Here is a 16180-nt window from a genome sequence, read left to right as displayed (position 1 = left end):
GACGGCGCGAGCAACCACCCACGATCCCCGCGGCCGCCGTCAATCAGAAAGCACCGAGCTCATAGACGCCCACGCACCCCCCGGAGGGACCCGTCACCGTCGGCCGCGCAGCTCGCGGTACTTCGCGACGAGTGCCTTCGTCGACGCGTCGAGACCCGGCACCTCGGCGCCCTCGGTCAGCGCGGGCTCGACGCGCTTGGCGAGGACCTTGCCGAGCTCGACGCCCCACTGGTCGAAGGAGTCGATGTTCCACACCGCGCCCTGGACGAACACCTTGTGCTCGTACAGCGCGATCAGCTGACCGAGCACGGACGGGGTCAGCTCCCGCGCGAGGATCGTGGTCGTCGGGTGGTCGCCCTTGAACGTCTTGTGGGCCACCAGCTCCTCCGGCACCCCCTCCGCGCGCACCTCCTGCGGCGTCTTGCCGAAGGCCAGCGCCTGCGTCTGTGCGAAGAAGTTCGCCATCAACAGATCGTGCTGCGCCTTGAGTTCCTCACTCATCTCGGCGACCGGCTCGGCGAAACCGATGAAGTCCGCCGGGATCAGCTTGGTGCCCTGGTGGATCAGCTGGTAGTACGCGTGCTGCCCGTTGGTGCCCGGAGTGCCCCACACGATGGGCCCGGTCTGCCAGTCGACCTCCCGCCCGTCCCGGCCGACGTACTTGCCGTTGGACTCCATGTCCAGCTGCTGGAGGTACGCCGTGAACTTCGACAGGTAGTGGCTGTACGGCAGCACCGCGTGCGACTGGGCGTCGTGGAAGTTGCCGTACCAGATGCCCAACAGACCGAGCAACAGCGGGACGTTGGACTCGGCGGGCGCGGTGCGGAAGTGCTCGTCGACGGTCCGGAAGCCGGCGAGCATCTCCCGGAAGTCGTCCGGCCCGATGGCGATCATCAGCGACAGCCCGATCGCCGAGTCGTAGGAGTAGCGCCCGCCGACCCAGTCCCAGAACTCGAACATGTTGGCCGTGTCGATGCCGAAGTCGGCGACCTTCTCGCCGTTCGTCGACAGCGCGACGAAGTGCTTGGCGACGGCCTCCGGGCCGGCGTCCAGCTCGGTGAGGAGCCAGTTGCGGGCCGAGGTGGCGTTGGTGATCGTCTCGATGGTGGTGAAGGTCTTCGAGGCGATGATGAACAGCGTCTCCGCCGCGTCCAGGTCGTGCGTGGCCTCGTGCAGGTCGGCGCCGTCGACGTTCGACACGAAGCGGACGGTGAGGTCGCGGTCGGTGTAGCTGCGCAGCACCTCGTAGGCCATCGCGGGACCGAGGTCGGAGCCGCCGATGCCGATGTTGACGACGTTCTTGATGCGCCTGCCGGTGTGGCCGGTCCAGGCACCGGAGCGGACCCGCTCGGCGAAGTCGGCCATCTTGTCGAGGACGGCGTGCACTGCCGGGACGACGTTCTCCCCGTCGACCTCGATCACCGCGTCACGCGGTGCGCGCAGCGCGGTGTGCAGCACGGCGCGGTCCTCGGTGGTGTTGATCTTCTCGCCGCGGAACATGGCGTCCCGCAGCCCGAACACGTCCGCCGCGGCGGCCAGCTCGCGCAGCAGCCGCAGCGTCTCGTCGGTGACGAGGTGCTTGGAGTAGTCGATGTGCAGGTCGCCGACCTGCAGCGTGTACCCGGCACCGCGGCCAGGATCGGCGGCGAACAGCTCCCGCAGCCGCACTTCGCCGAGCTCCTCGCGGTGCTTGGCCAACGCGGTCCACTCGGGCGTCTGGTTGAGCCTGGTACGGCCGTCTGCGTTCATGTCCGACTTCAGCCTTCTTTCGTGCCTGTCCCAGCTGTTCCAACCTAATTGATCAGCGCGCGGCGTGAGCCGTCGTGGCGTCGTCGTCCGGCGCAACAACAGGTACGTCCGGCTTGCGCACAGGTATCAGCGCGCCGAGGGCCAGCACGAAGAAGGCCGCTGTGAGCAGGGGCGGGGTGTTGAGGCCCCAGGCGGTGGCGACGGCCCCGCCCAGCAGAGCGCCGAGCGGCACCCCGGCGAAGGCCAGGGTCCGGAAGGCGGAGGCGACTCTGCCGAGCAGCTCGGCGGGGCTGCTTTGCTGCATGAGAGTCGTCGTGTTGACGTTCCACACCATGCCCATGAGGCCGAAGACGACCAGCGCGGCCACCAGCGCGGTCAGGCTGCGCACGGTGCCCATGACGACGAGGGCCCCGATCTGCACCGCACCGGCGAGCAGCACGGCGCGGATGGCGCCCAGCCGCTTCACGATCCGACCGTTCGCCACTCCCCCGGCCAGGCCTCCGACGGTGAACGCGGCACCCGCCGCCGCGTATCCCAGCGGGCCGGCGTCCAGCCATCCAGTGACCAGGACGACCAGGGTGGCGAGCTGGGCTCCCATGCCGATGTTGCACAGGGCGGTGGCGGCGCACAGGCCGCGCAGGGCCCGGTCGCGCCACAGGGTCCGCAGTCCCTCCGCGATCTCCCGGCGCAGGGTGCTGCCCGCCGGGGCCGGCCTGCGCTCGGGTGCCTCGATCCGGAGCGACGCCACCAGCACAGCCGCCACCGCGTAGGTGCCGGCGTCGGCCGCGAAGGGAACGGCGGCTCCCGCTGCCAGCAGCACCGGCACCACCGGTCCGCCGACCAGTCCGCCAGCGATGCGCTGACCGGTCATCAGGCGGGCGTTCGCACTGCCGAGGGCCTCGCGGTGCACCAGGACCGGGAGCAGGGAGGTGGCCGCGTTGTCGAACAGTGTCTGGAGCGCGGTCAGGGTGAAGGCCAGCGCGACGAGCAGCCCGATCGAGGCGTGCCCGAAGGCCACCGCCACCGCGAACGCGCCGACCAGCAGGGCTCGTAACGCGTCCACCGTCCACATCGCGCGGCGCTGGTCCACCCGATCGGCGACGGCGCCGCCGAGCAGTCCGAAGAGGATCCACGGCAGATAGCCACAGGCGGTGACCGCGGCGATCAGCAGCGGCCGGTCCGTCAGCGTCACGGCGAGGAGCGGCAGGGCGGCCGTACGCAGGGAGTCGCCGAAGCTGGAGAGCACGGCGGCGCTCCACAGCCGTCCGAACCCTCCGCGCCATGCGGGCGCGCACACCCCCGCCGTGCCCATCGCCGTCACAACTCCCCCTCGGTCCATCGATGCAGAAGATCGATACACAAACCGTAGAGGGCGCCACTGACAATCGGCCTCGGAGCGGAAGTCCACCGGCGCTGGGCCGGTGTGTCATACAGGTCCGGCCGGACACCCTCAGGTGCCCGGCCGGACCTCAACTCCTAGATTTCGCCCCGCAGTTTGGCGAGTGCCTCGGCGAGGATCGCCTCGCCGTCAGCGTCACTGCGTCGTTCCCGTACATACGCCAGGTGCGTCTTGTAGGGCTCGGTGCGCGGCGGGTCCGGCGGGTTGTCCCGGTCCTGTCCGGCGGGGAAGCCGCAGCGCGGGCAGTCCCAGGTTTCGGGAACCTGCGCGTCGCTGGCGAAGCTGGGCTGCGTCTCGTGCCCGTTGGAGCACCAGAAGGAGATGCGGAGGCGCGGCGCGGACTCGCCGCGCTCGGCCTCGCCCATCGGCCCCGCCCCGACCCGGCTTCCTCGGATCGCGTTGCCACTTGCCACGGTCGTAACTCCCTGCGTGATGGTGCCGCAAAGCGAGTCGGCGTTTCGCTTCGCTGCGAGCGCCTCAGTCTACGTAAGGCCCAACGCGCGTCCAGTGATTGGAGTTACAGAGCCCTCACACCTAGACGCAAGCCCCATGATAGGCCGCGCTCAGCTGCGCGTACCGAACATGGGGCCTTACGTGCGGATCGTGCGTGCCGGTCAGTTGTTCACCTTCATCAGGATGCCGAGCACGACAATGCACGCGAACCACAGCAGACCGACCACAACGGTGATCCGGTCGAGGTTGCGCTCGGCGACCGAGGAGCCGCCGACGGACGACTGCATGCCGCCACCGAACATGTCGGAGAGACCGCCGCCCTTCCCCTTGTGCATCAGCACCAGCAGCATCAACAGCAGGCTGAAGACGATCAGGGCGATGGAGAACCCCATAACCACGGCTGGACCAACTTCCTCGGATTCGGATGGACGACGGGGGCACAGCACCGTGGCTGCGCCCCCGCAAGGGTACGACGGATCGCCGCTACCGCATACTCGCAGTTCGTCGGGTCGCCTACGGGGCGCTCCGAGCCGGTCGGCTCACTGGTCGCGGAACCGCACGATCTTGACGAACTCGTCGGCGTCGAGCGACGCGCCGCCGATCAGGGCGCCGTCGATGTCGGCCTGGGCCATGATCTCGGCGACGTTGCCCGACTTCACGGAGCCGCCGTACTGGATGCGGACCTTGTCGGCCAGCTCCTGGGTGTACAGCTCGGCGATCTTGCCACGGATGGCGGCGCAGACCTCCTGGGCGTCCTCGGCGCCGCAGACCTTGCCGGTGCCGATGGCCCAGACGGGCTCGTAGGCGATCACGACGGTCTCTGCCTGCTCGGCCGGGAGGTCCTTCAGACCGCCCTCGACCTGGGCGAGGGTGTGGGAGACGTGGTTGCCCGCCTCGCGGACCTCCAGTTCCTCGCCGACACACAGGATCGGGGTCAGACCGTGCTTGTACGCGGCCTTGACCTTGGCGTTGACGATCTCGTCGGTCTCGGCGTGGTACTGGCGACGCTCGGAGTGGCCGATGGCCACGTACGTGCACTTCAGCTTGGCCAGCATCGGGCCGGAGATCTCGCCGGTGTAGGCGCCGGAGTCGTGTGCCGAGATGTCCTGGGCGCCGTACTTGATCTTCAGCTTGTCGCCGTCGACCAGGGTCTGCACGGAGCGCAGGTCGGTGAAGGGCGGCAGGACGGCGACCTCGACGGCGTCGTAGTCCTTGTCCGCGAGGGCGAAGGCGAGCTTCTGGACGTGGGCGATGGCCTCGAGGTGGTTGAGGTTCATCTTCCAGTTGCCCGCCATCAGCGGCGTGCGCGTGCTCATAAGGGGTCAGTCCTCCAGTGCGGCGAGGCCGGGGAGCGTCTTGCCCTCGAGGTATTCGAGGGAGGCGCCACCACCGGTCGAGATGTGGCCGAACGCGTTCTCGTCGAAGCCGAGCGTGCGCACGGCCGCGGCGGAGTCACCGCCGCCGACGACGGTGAAGCCGTCCGAGTCGACGAGGGCCTGGGCGACCGCGGCGGTGCCCTGGGCGTAGTCGGGGTGCTCGAAGACGCCCATGGGGCCGTTCCAGAAGACGGTGGCGGCGTCGGCGAGCTTCGAGGCGTACAGCTTGCGGGTCTCCGGACCGATGTCCAGACCCTCCTGGTCGGCGGGGATGGCGTCCGCGGCGACGGTCGTGGGGTTGGCCGGCGCCTTGGTCTTCAGGTCCGGGAACTCGCCCGCGACCAGGACGTCGACGGGGAGCACCAGCTCCACGCCCAGCTTCTCGGCGCGCTCCATGTACTCCGTGACGGCCGGGATCTGGTCCGCCTGGAGCAGGGAGATGCCGACCTCGTAGCCCTTGGCCTTGAGGAAGGTGTACGCCATGCCGCCGCCGATGAGCAGCCGGTCGGCCTTGCCGAGCAGCTGGTCGATGACGGCGAGCTTGTCGGAGACCTTGGCGCCGCCGAGCGCGACGACGTACGGCCGCTTGACGTCCTCGGTGAGCTTCTTGAGGACGGCGACCTCGGTGGCGATGAGGTGGCCCGCGTAGTGCGGCAGCTTGGCCGGAAGGTCGTACACCGAGGCGTGCTTGCGGTGCACCGCGCCGAAGCCGTCACCGACGTAGACGTCGGCGAGGGCGGCGAGCTGCTCGGCGAAGGCGGCGCGCTCGGCGTCGTCCTTGCTGGTCTCGCCGGCGTTGAAGCGGAGGTTCTCGACGACCGCGACCCGGCCGTCGGCGAGGCCCGCGACCACGGCCCGGGCGGAGTCGCCGACCGTGTCGGTCGCGAAGGCCACGTCGGCGCCGAGGAGTTCCCCGAGGCGCGTGGCGGCCGGGGCGAGGGAGAAGGCGGGGTCCGGGGCGCCCTTGGGGCGGCCCAGGTGTGAGGCGACGACCACCCGGGCGCCCGCCTCGGCGAGCGCCTTGACGGTGGGCAGGACGGCGCGGATACGGCCGTCGTCGGTGATCGTGGTGCCGTCCAGCGGCACGTTCAGGTCGGCGCGGACGAAGACCCGCTTGCCGGCGACGCCTTCGGCGAGAAGTTCGTCGATCGTCTTCATGAAGGGGACTCCTGAGGAGGGCTCGTGATCTCTCGTGATCGCTCGGAAGCGCTCGTGATCCAACAGGTCTGTTCTGCACGCGCGTCAGGGCTCGGGCGGCGCGTCCCTGCGCCGCCCGAGCCCTGACTCACATCAATGCGCCTGCTCTGGATATATCAGAGCTGGTTGCCGACGAAGACCGTGAGGTCGACGAGGCGGTTGGAGTAGCCCCACTCGTTGTCGTACCAGCCGAGGATCTTCACCGAGTTGCCCTCCTGGACCATGGTCAGGGAGGAGTCGAAGGTGCAGGAGGCCGGGTCGCTGACGATGTCCGAGGAGACGATCGGGTCCTCGGTGTACGACAGGTAGCCCGCCAGGTCGCCGTCCTCGGAGGCCTTCTTGAACGCGGCGTTGACCTCGTCCTTGGTGACCTCGCGCTGCAGCTGCACGACCAGGTCGGTGGCCGAGCCGGTCGGGACCGGGACGCGCATGGCGATGCCGTCGAGCTTGCCCTTGAGCTGCGGGAGGACCAGCGCGGTCGCCTTGGCGGCACCCGTGGTGGTCGGGATGATGTTCTCGGCGGCGGCGCGGGCGCGACGCAGGTCCGAGTGCGGGAAGTCCAGGATGCGCTGGTCGTTGGTGTACGCGTGGACCGTCGTCATCAGGCCCTTGACGATGCCGAAGTTCTCGTCGAGGACCTTGGCCATCGGCGCCACACAGTTGGTGGTGCAGGAGGCGTTCGAGATGACGTGGTGGTTCGCCGGGTCGTACTTGTCCTGGTTGACGCCCATCACGATGGTGATGTCCTCGTCCTTGGCCGGAGCCGAGATGAGGACCTTCTTGGCGCCGCCGGCGAGGTGCTTGGCGGCGTCGGCCTTCTTCGTGAAGATGCCCGTCGACTCGATGACGATGTCGACGCCCAGCTCGCCCCACGGGATGTCGGCGGGGTTGCGCTCGGAAAGGACCTTGATGGTGTGGCCGTCGACGGTGATCGTGTCGGCGGTGTGCGAGACCTCGGCCTTGAGGCGACCCAGGATGGTGTCGTACTTCAGCAGGTGAGCCGTGGTCGCGGTGTCACCCAGGTCGTTGACAGCCACGATCTCGATGTCAGCGCCCTGCTCCAGCAGCGCGCGGAAGTAGTTGCGACCGATACGACCGAAGCCGTTGATGCCTACGCGGATCGTCACGAACCGATCTCCTCGTTGGTACGCCGGCCATGCGGTGCCGGCGAGCTCTGTTTGGGATGTCCCCGACCGCCTACGACCCTACCTCTCTGAAGCCGCCGTGGTGACATTCAGATGCCTCATAGACGGCACGGCGGTCCGTACCCGCCAGTAGGGGTACGGACCGCCCCGCCATGAAGGCCGGATCACTCGATTTGGTCACCCTGCGTACTACGCGGTTGACCTCGGCGTGTCAGTCGTCAAGTGAGTCCAGGGCCTTTCCGATGAGCACCTTCCGGTCGGCCGCCGCGGTGACGTGTTCCAGGCCGAAGCCCAACAGCACCGTGTCGTCCGTGGTGGTCGCACCGTAGGTCTGGAACAGCGTGCCGGTGCGCGTCCAGTCCTTGAGGACGGCCGGGCTGCCCGCGGGCGGTCCGGTCACGCTCCAGGCGCCGAGGGACGTCTCGAAGCCCTCGGTCTCGGTGGCCGTGCCGCCGACGACGAGCGCGGTCTCGTCGGCGAGGACGCCGTGGCCGCCGCTGCTCGGGTCGGTGACGTAGGCGATCGAGAGCTCGACCGACTTGCCGGCGTACGCGCTCAGGTCGAACTCGACCTGCTTCCAGCCCTCGGAGGCGCCGGTGAAGGCGTTCCACTGGCCGCTGCTGCCGCTCGCGGTGCACCCGCTCGTGGCCACGGTCAGGTAGTGGTTCAGCCAGGGGTGCTCACCCGCGTAGAACCCGGCCTCGCAGTCGGCGGGCACCGTGGTGCTGGTGGCGCCGTTCGCCTCGGGGAGGGTCGTCCAGTCCTCGGCCCCGGTGGTGTGGGCCTCGACCAGGACGTTGTCGTAGCCGGGCTCGACGTCCCACAGCAACTGGGTGCGCAGGGTGGGCTTCTGGGCCGCGGTCACCCCGGTGAGGTCGACGGTCCTGGTCAGCCGCTTGTAGGCGTCGTCGGTGTGGACGGCGGCCACCATGGAGGAACCGGCGTACGGGCCGTACGGGTTGACGGTCCCGGCGAACTGGCCGGCGCCGGCGCCGGCGAACTGCGGGTACTGGTCGGCGGGCAGCTCGTCCGAGGTGACGCTGTAGGTCCCGGCCTTGTCGAGCGGGTTTCCGGTGGCGTCGCCGAGCGCGCCGGTGAAGCCGCCGAGCCTGCCGGAGCCGGTGAAGCCGGTGGCCCCGGGGATGGACGTACGGGAGTAGGCGCCCAGGTAGTACTGGCTGAAGTCGTCCGACAGGGTGCCGCCGCCGAGGTCGACGGCGCCGCCGGCCTGCTCGCCCGCCTCGATCAGCTTGCCGCCCTCGTTGAGGAAGGCGCGCAGTTCGAGCTGGGTGGCGTTGCCCGGGACGTTGGCGCCCGTGTAGTGAACGACGGTGTCGAAGTGGCCCAGCACGCCGAGCGCGTCGGGCGCGCCCTGTGCGGCGACGTCCCAGACGCTCGCCCGGCGGCCGTTGGCCTTGAGCGCGTCGACGTACTTCTGCGCGTGCGTGGCGGTGGCGCCTTCCTCGGCCACGACGAGGACGTCCGCGCGCGGCCGTTCGGCGACCGTGTACGTGAAGTGCCCGCTGGAGGTGGGCTTGCCGCTCTTCGTCTCGCCGGTGAACCACACCTCGACCTTGTCGCCCACGTCGCCGTCGGCGACCTTGGCCCGGTACTCGTCGAAGTAGAGGTTGTCCTCACCGCCGTACGTCTCGCCGCCCTTCCAGGGCCGCAGCGCCATGTCGTGTGTACGCCCGCCGTTGACGCGGTACTTGAGCTCCTTGTCGCGCACCGACTTGCGTACGACGACGGAGACCTCCTGGTCGGCGCCGCGGGAGTACGACGTGGTGAAGGGGGCCGGGGTGAAGTCGGCGGCCTTCAGGCCGAGCGAGGACTTGGGCTGGTCGGGCCTGGCCGCGGACTCGGCGACGGAGAGCGCGAAGGGGACGTTCTTGGCGAACTCGTCCTGGATCAGCTTCTCGTCGTCCGGAAAGTTGAAGACCGACTGGCAGTCCCGGGCGTTCCACTGGTCGTTCGGGTCGATGTTCGACGCGGTCTGGCAGGTCGACATCTCGGGTGTGAACATCGCCAGGCCGTTGACGTTCGACGCGTGGCCGTCCGCCTCGCCGTTGGTGGTGTACAGCTCCGAGGAGACCTGCGGGTGGTAGCCGGGGATCGCGGAGTTGTCCGGGGTGCCGGCGAGCGCCTTGTAGAGGACGTCGTCCGGGGTCTCGGTGGCCACCTGCCAGCCGACGCCGTAGAGGAGCAGTTCGGCGGCGGAGTGGTAGTTGATGCCGTAGGTGAAGTCGATGCGCTTCTGGAAGGCGTCGATCGCCTTGGTCTCGGGCTCGGAGGCCGGGGACGCGCCGCGGTAGGTCTCGCTGGTGGGGTTGGGAGACGAACCCTCGTCGTCGTAGCCCCACTTGTAGGCGAAGTTGCGGTTGAGGTCGACACCGTCACCGGTGCTGATGGCACCGTCGCCGTTGTTGTCCCGCAGGTTCTTGCGCCACAGGCGGTTGCCGGGGTCCTGGAAGGTGTAGTCGTAGCCGTCGGGGTTGGCCGAGAGGACGAACCACAGCTCGGTCGAGTCGACGATCTTCTTGATGCGCTTGTCGGTCCTGTAGTTGTCCAGGTAGTGGTGCATCAGGCGCCGGGTCATCTCCGGCGTGATCCACTCGCGCGCGTGCTGGTTGGACATGTAGAGGACGGCGGGCTTGGAGCCGTCCTTGGTCTTCTTGGCGTTCTTGGTGAGCTTGAGCGCCAGGATGTCCTGTCCGCCGACCGTCTTGCCGATGGAGACGACCTTGGTGAGTCCGGGGTTCTCCTGCCCGGTCCGGAGGATCTCCTCCTTGAGGCCACCGCTTCCGCTGTACGGGCGGTACACGCCCTCGGCGGCCTTCGCGGTGCGCTCCTCGGCCTTGGCGGACAGGTCGTGCTCGGTGAGTTCGACGCCCTTCTTCTCCAGCTTCTTGGCCTGGTCGTCGGTGAGGTAGACCTCGACGGTGGCCGTGCCCTTCTCGGGCGCCTGCTCACTGAGTTCGTGCCCGTCCTGGCCGGCCTCCAGCAGCAGGGGTATCTGCTTCTTGGTGACCTCGGCGCGGAAGACCTTGACCTCGTTCGGGTCGGTGTCCTGCGCACTTCCTTGCTGGGCCTGGGCGATGGGTGCGATGCTCGCTCCGCCTATCAGGAGCGCGCCGACAGCGAGGATCGATCTCGCTCTGTGTCTCATGAACCCCCCTAGCAGTGATTCGCCACAGTGACGAATGACTGCCAGGCTCATGCCACTTCACGGCTCAGTCAAGAGTGCCGCAAAGACTGACAAACACCGGTGCCGACGTCCCAAGTGGACATCGGCACCGGCATCTTGACGATCTTTCAGGTCAGCCCACGAGGTTGTCCGCCAGCTCCTCGCTGAGGTTGGCCTCCGTGCCGGGAATGCCGAGGTCCTGGGCCCGCTTGTCGGCCATGGCCAGCAGTCGGCGGATTCGGCCGGCGACGGCGTCCTTGGTCAGCGGCGGATCGGCGAGCGCACCCAGCTCCTCGAGGGAGGCCTGCTTGTGCTCCATGCGCAGGCGTCCGGCGGCGGCGAGGTGCTCGGGGACCTCCTCGCCGAGGATCTCCAGGGCGCGCTGGACCCGGGCTCCGGCGGCGACGGCGGCGCGCGCGGAACGCCGGAGGTTGGCGTCGTCGAAGTTGGCGAGACGGTTCGCCGTGGCGCGGACCTCGCGGCGCATCCGGCGCTCCTCCCAGGCCAGCACCGACTCGTGTGCGCCGAGGCGGGTCAGCAGGGCGCCGATCGCGTCGCCGTCCCGGACGACCACGCGGTCCACGCCGCGCACCTCGCGGGCCTTGGCGGCGATCGACAGCCGGCGGGCGGCGCCGACCAGGGCGAGCGCGGCCTCGGGGCCGGGGCAGGTCACCTCCAGCGAGGAAGAGCGGCCGGGCTCGGTCAGCGAGCCGTGCGCCAGGAAGGCGCCCCGCCAGGCGGCCTCCGCGTCACAGGTGGCCCCGGAGACCACCTGCGGGGGCAGGCCGCGGATCGGGCGGCCGCGCCCGTCGACCAGGCCGGTCTGGCGGGCCAGCTGGTCACCGCCCGCGACCACGCGCACGACGTAGCGCGAGCCGCGCCGCAACCCGCCCGGCGCCATCACGATCAGCTCGGAGCTGTGGCCGAAGATCTCCAGGATGTCCCGCTTGAGCCGTCTGGCCGCCATCGCGGTGTCCAGCTCCGCCTCGATCACGATGCGCCCGCTGACCAGGTGGAGGCCGCCGGCGAACCGCAGAATGGCGGAGACCTCCGCCTTTCTGCAGCAGGTCCGGGTGACGGGGAGCCGGGAGATCTCATCCTTCACCGCTGCCGTCATCGCCATGGGCCGATCCTTCCATGCATCCGAAAAATACGGTCATACGCGGCGGCGAGCAGCTCCGGGTCGTGCCGGGGCGTCCCGTCCGTCCGGGCCACCGGGGCCAGCTCGACCGCGGCACCGAGCCGCTTGGCGGCCTCGGTGAGCACATCCCGGTCCGGCACGGCGGCCTCGTCGGCCAGCACCACGTCCAGGGCGAGTTTAGGGGCGTGTCGTCCCAAAACCTCCAAATGACGCTGCGGTGAGAAGCCTTCGGTTTCTCCCGGCTGCGGGGCGAGGTTCAGGGAGAGTACCCGGCGCGCCTTCGTCTCGGTGAGGGCGTCCAGGAGTTCCGGCACGAGCAGATGCGGGATGACGGAGGAGAACCAGGAACCGGGGCCGAGCACCACCCAGTCCGCGTCCCGGACGGCGGCGACGGCCTCCGGCACGGCGGGCGGGTCGGACGGTACGACGTGCACGGACTGCACCTCACCGGGGGTGAGGGCGACGTTGGCCTGGCCACGGACGGTGTCCACGGCCTCGGGCTGGTCCGGGTCGTGCCCCTTGACCAGGGCCTGGAGCTCCAGCGGTACGGCGGACATGGGCAGCACCCGCCCGTGCGCGCCGAGCAGCTTGCCGACCAGGTCGAGGGCCTGGACATGGTCGCCGAGCTGCTCCCACAGGGCGACGATCAGCAGATTGCCGACCGCGTGGTCGTGCAGGTCGCCCTTGGAGTGGAAGCGGTGCTGGATGACGCGGGCCCAGGTCTGGCCCCAGTCGTCGTCGCCGCACAGCGCGGCCAGCGCCTTGCGCAGGTCGCCGGGCGGCAGTACGCCCAGCTCGTCGCGCAGGCGCCCGCTGGAGCCGCCGTCGTCGGCCACGGTGACGACGGCGGTGAGGTCACCGGTGATCCGGCGCAGCGCGGCGAGCGAGGCGGACAGGCCCATGCCGCCGCCGAGGGCGACGACCTTCGGCTGGGTGCCCCGGCGGCGGGGCCTCGCACCCCGGGCCTCGACGGGCCGGCCGGCACGCGACTCGGGCACGGCCCGACGCAGCCTGCTCAGCCGCGGAGTACGTCCCGTCATTCCCGTCCCATGTCCCGGTGCACGACCACCGTCTCCACGCCCTGGGAGGCCAGGCGCGCCGCGAGCTTCTCGGATGTGGCGACCGAGCGGTGCTTGCCGCCGGTGCAGCCGACCGCGATGGTCACGTACCGCTTGCCCTCGCGGCGGTATCCGGCCGCGATGAGCTGGAGCAGTTCGGAGTAGCGGTCGATGAACTCCTTCGCGCCGGGTTGGTTGAAGACGTACGCCGACACCTCCTCGTTGAGGCCGGTGAAGGGGCGCAGCTCCGGGACCCAGTGCGGGTTGGGCAGGAACCGCATGTCCACGACCAGGTCGGCGTCGACCGGGAGGCCGTACTTGAAGCCGAAGGACATCACCGTGGCCCGCAGCTCGGGCTCCTCCTCGCCGGCGAACTGGGCGTCCATCTTGGCCCGCAGCTCGTGCACGTTGAGGCTGGAGGTGTCGATCACCAGGTCGGCGTCGCCCCGCAGCTCGCGCAGCAGCTCGCGCTCGGCGGCGATCCCGTCGACGATACGGCCGTCGCCCTGGAGGGGGTGCGGGCGGCGCACCGACTCGAAGCGGCGCACCAGGGCGTCGTCCGAGGACTCCAGGAAGACGATCCGGCGCGTCACGCCTCTGGTGTCGAGGTCGGAGAGCGACTCGCGGAGGTTGTCGAAGAAACGACGGCCACGGACGTCGACGACCACCGCGATCCGCGCCACGTTGCCCTGGGAGCGGGCGCCGAGCTCCACCATGGTGGGGATCAGCGCGGGCGGGAGGTTGTCGACGACGAACCAGCCGAGGTCCTCCAGACACTTGGCGGCCGTCGAGCGGCCGGCTCCGGACATGCCGGAGATGATCACCAGCTCGGGGATGGCCGCTTCGGGGACCCCGGCCGAGTCGATGCCCGTACTCACCTGTGCTCCGTTTTCCTGGCGTGCGTCCTGCTGGGTGAGATCCTCGCCGCCTTCGCTGTGTGCTTCCTGAGCCTGTGGATCTCGGTCGGCCGTGGGTTGTGTGTCGTGCTCGCTCATCTCTCCTGCCCCCGTCGTTCGTCCGGGGCGCCCGCGGACACGCGCTCCCCCGAGGTCTCCGCCGTCGTATCGGGTTCCTCGTCTTCCATGATCTCTCCAGTCGCCGTGTTGACGGCGGGTGCGGCCGGGGCCGCCTGGGCGAGGGCCGCGGCGATCGTCTCGGCCGTCTTGCGGCCTATGCCCGGGACCTCGCAGATCTGGTCGATTGTCGCGGATCGCAGCTTCTTCACCGAACCGAAGTGCTTGATCAGCGCCTGCTTGCGAGTCTCACCGAGGCCGGGCACGTCGTCCAACGGGCTCGACCGGAAACGCTTGGCTCGCTTGGTGCGCTGGTAGGTGATCGCGAAGCGGTGGGCCTCGTCCCGGACCCGTTGGAGCAGATAGAGGCCCTCGCTGGTGCGGGGCAGGACGACCGGGTCGTCCTCGCCCGGCAGCCAGACCTCCTCCAGCCGCTTGGCGAGACCGCAGACGGCGATGTCGTCGATACCGAGCTCGTCCAGAGCCCGCTGGGCGGCCGCGACCTGCGGCTGTCCACCGTCGACGACGACGAGCTGGGGCGGGTAGGCGAAGCGCTTGGGGCGGCCTTCGTCGTCCTTGAGACCGCCTGCGAGGGCGTCGGGGGAGGTGGTGGTGAGGGGCTCGGGGGAGGTGGTGGTGAGGGGCTCGGTGGAGGTGTCGGCGAGCGTGTTGTCGCCGTCGGCCCACTCACCTGTCTTCTCCTTCTCGGCGAGGTAGCGCCTGAAGCGGCGGGTGATCACCTCGTGCATGGAGCGGACATCGTCCTGGCCCTCGAAGCCCTTGATCTGGAAGCGGCGGTACTCGCTCTTGCGCTGCAGCCCGTCCTCGAAGACGACCATGGAGGCCACGACGTCGTCACCCTGGAGGTGGGAGATGTCGTAGCACTCGATCCTGAGCGGGGCGCTGTCCAGGTCGAGGGCGTCGGCGATCTCCTCCAGGGCGCGCGAGCGGGTGGTCAGGTCGGAGGCCCGCTTGGTCTTGTGCAGGACGAGCGCCTGCTGGGCATTGCGCTCGACGGTCTCCATGAGGGCGCGCTTGTCGCCGCGCTGGGGGATGCGCAGCGAGACGTTGGAACCGCGGCGGCCGGTGAGCCACTCCTGGACCGGGTCCAGCGGGTCGGGCAGGGCCGGGACGAGGACTTCCTTGGGCACGGCGTCCCCGGTCTCCTCGCCGTAGAGCTGCTGCAGGGCGTGCTCTACGAGGGCGCCGGTGGTGATCTCCTCCACCTTGTCGGTGACCCAGCCGCGCTGGCCGCGCACCCGGCCGCCGCGGACGTGGAAGATCTGCACGGCCGCTTCGAGCTCGTCCTCGGCGACCGCGATGAGGTCGGCGTCGGTCGCGTCGGCGAGCACGACCGCGTTCTTCTCCATGGCCTTCTTCAGGGCCTCGATGTCGTCGCGCAGGCGGGCGGCCCGCTCGTACTCCATCTCGTCGGCCGCCTCCATCATCTGCTTCTCCAGGCGGCGCAGGTAGGTGCCCGTGCGGCCGGTCATGAAGTCGCAGAACTCCTCGGCCAGTTCACGGTGCTCCTCGTCGGAGACGCGCCCCACGCAGGGGGCGGAGCACTTGCCGATGTAGCCGAGCAGGCAGGGGCGGCCGGTGCGGGAGGCGTTCTTGAAGACGCCGGCCGAGCAGGTGCGGACCGGGAAGACACGCAGGAGGAGGTCGACGGTGTCCCGGATCGCCCACGCGTGCGCGTACGGCCCGAAGTACCTCACGCCCTTCTTCTTGTGACCGCGCATCACCTGCACCCGCGGGAACTCCTCGTTCATCGTCACCGCGAGGTACGGGTAGCTCTTGTCGTCGCGGTACTTGACGTTGAACCGGGGGTCGTACTCCTTGATCCAGGAGTACTCCAGCTGAAGCGCCTCGACCTCCGTGGACACCACGGTCCACTCCACGGACGCGGCCGTGGTGACCATGGAACGGGTGCGCGGGTGGAGGCCCGCCAGGTCCTGGAAGTAGTTCGCCAGGCGCTGGCGCAGGCTCTTCGCCTTTCCGACGTAGATCACCCGGCGGTGCTCGTCACGGAACCTGTACACCCCGGGTGAGTCGGGGATCTGTCCCGGCTTGGGGCGGTAGCTGGAGGGGTCGGCCATGTCTCACACCCTACTGGCGAGCAGTGACAGTCCGACGAGGCTGTGGACAACGGCCCGGCCATCGGGCCGCGAGGCCCGTGACCCACGGGACGGCGGGCGGCAACGTCCGGAATCCAGCAGGTGGCGGGTGAGGGGCTGCGCTTCTGCGAGCGCGACGGTGCGGCCCTCGACGTCGGCGGGATGGCGGTGTGGGCGGCGGGGTCCTCCATGGCGCCGGGCCCGCCGATGATCGGCCCGGTTCCGCGGACCTCACGGCGTGGGCGGCGTGGGCGGCGTGGGCGGCGTGGGCGGCGTGGGCGGCGGCATCGTCCTCCTCACGGTCACGTCGATCTCCACGGCGACAGCGACGTCGACCGGCCAGGGAAG

General features: G+C 69.7%; 12 protein-coding genes. All 12 read right to left on the bottom strand.

All coding sequences use genetic code 11. The features are described from left to right. Nucleotides 1-93: 93 nt before the first annotated feature. Nucleotides 94-1749 (bottom strand): glucose-6-phosphate isomerase, encoded by a 1656-nt coding sequence (gene pgi, locus ACFZBP_RS29030; protein ID WP_383445115.1) that lies wholly within the window; start codon nt 1747-1749, stop codon nt 94-96. Between the two features lie 52 nt (nt 1750-1801). Next, complete coding sequence (locus ACFZBP_RS29025; protein WP_391417346.1) at nt 1802-3061, bottom strand: MFS transporter; 1260 nt, start codon at nt 3059-3061, stop codon at nt 1802-1804. Nucleotides 3062-3225: 164 nt separating this feature from the next. Next, entirely contained in the window at nt 3226-3561 is a 336-nt protein-coding gene (locus ACFZBP_RS29020) for an RNA polymerase-binding protein RbpA (protein WP_003976875.1), read from the bottom strand. A 201-nt stretch (nt 3562-3762) separates the two neighbouring features. Then, nucleotides 3763-3993, bottom strand: coding sequence for a preprotein translocase subunit SecG (gene secG / locus ACFZBP_RS29015; RefSeq protein WP_009300451.1), 231 nt, complete (start codon nt 3991-3993; stop codon nt 3763-3765). 147 nt (nt 3994-4140) lie between these two features. Beyond that, nucleotides 4141-4917 carry a triose-phosphate isomerase gene (gene tpiA, locus ACFZBP_RS29010; RefSeq protein WP_062719180.1) on the bottom strand — a complete coding sequence of 259 codons (777 nt, stop codon included), beginning with the start codon at nt 4915-4917 and terminating at the stop codon, nt 4141-4143. A 6-nt stretch (nt 4918-4923) separates the two neighbouring features. Next, a complete protein-coding gene (locus ACFZBP_RS29005; RefSeq protein ID WP_383445110.1) occupies nt 4924-6135 on the bottom strand; it encodes a phosphoglycerate kinase in 1212 nt (403 codons plus the stop codon). 155 nt (nt 6136-6290) lie between these two features. After that, nucleotides 6291-7301 (bottom strand): type I glyceraldehyde-3-phosphate dehydrogenase, encoded by a 1011-nt coding sequence (gene gap / locus ACFZBP_RS29000; RefSeq protein WP_062713766.1) that lies wholly within the window; start codon nt 7299-7301, stop codon nt 6291-6293. A 229-nt stretch (nt 7302-7530) separates the two neighbouring features. Further along, entirely contained in the window at nt 7531-10485 is a 2955-nt protein-coding gene (locus tag ACFZBP_RS28995; protein ID WP_391417343.1) for a M14 family zinc carboxypeptidase, read from the bottom strand. A gap of 151 nt (nt 10486-10636) precedes the next feature. Next, nucleotides 10637-11626, bottom strand: a complete 990-nt coding sequence (gene whiA, locus ACFZBP_RS28990; protein ID WP_062719176.1) for a DNA-binding protein WhiA — start codon at nt 11624-11626, stop codon at nt 10637-10639. After that, on the bottom strand, nt 11617-12684 hold the full coding sequence (gene yvcK, locus ACFZBP_RS28985) for a uridine diphosphate-N-acetylglucosamine-binding protein YvcK (RefSeq protein ID WP_383445103.1): 1068 nt from the start codon (nt 12682-12684) through the stop codon (nt 11617-11619). The genes whiA and yvcK overlap by 10 nt, the downstream gene beginning before the upstream one ends. Next, entirely contained in the window at nt 12681-13697 is a 1017-nt protein-coding gene (gene rapZ / locus ACFZBP_RS28980; RefSeq protein ID WP_383445100.1) for an RNase adapter RapZ, read from the bottom strand. Before rapZ ends, yvcK begins: the two co-directional genes overlap by 4 nt. Then, nucleotides 13694-15814 (bottom strand): excinuclease ABC subunit UvrC, encoded by a 2121-nt coding sequence (uvrC, locus tag ACFZBP_RS28975; RefSeq protein ID WP_391417340.1) that lies wholly within the window; start codon nt 15812-15814, stop codon nt 13694-13696. The genes rapZ and uvrC overlap by 4 nt, the downstream gene beginning before the upstream one ends. Nucleotides 15815-16180: the final 366 nt, after the last annotated feature.

Origin of the sequence: Streptomyces sp. NPDC008086, assembly GCF_042957325.1 — a bacterium.
In the GTDB taxonomy this organism is placed as follows: Bacteria; Actinomycetota; Actinomycetes; order Streptomycetales; family Streptomycetaceae; genus Streptomyces.
Note: the sequence above shows the minus strand (reverse complement) of the source record. Positions and strands in the feature narration are given on the sequence as shown.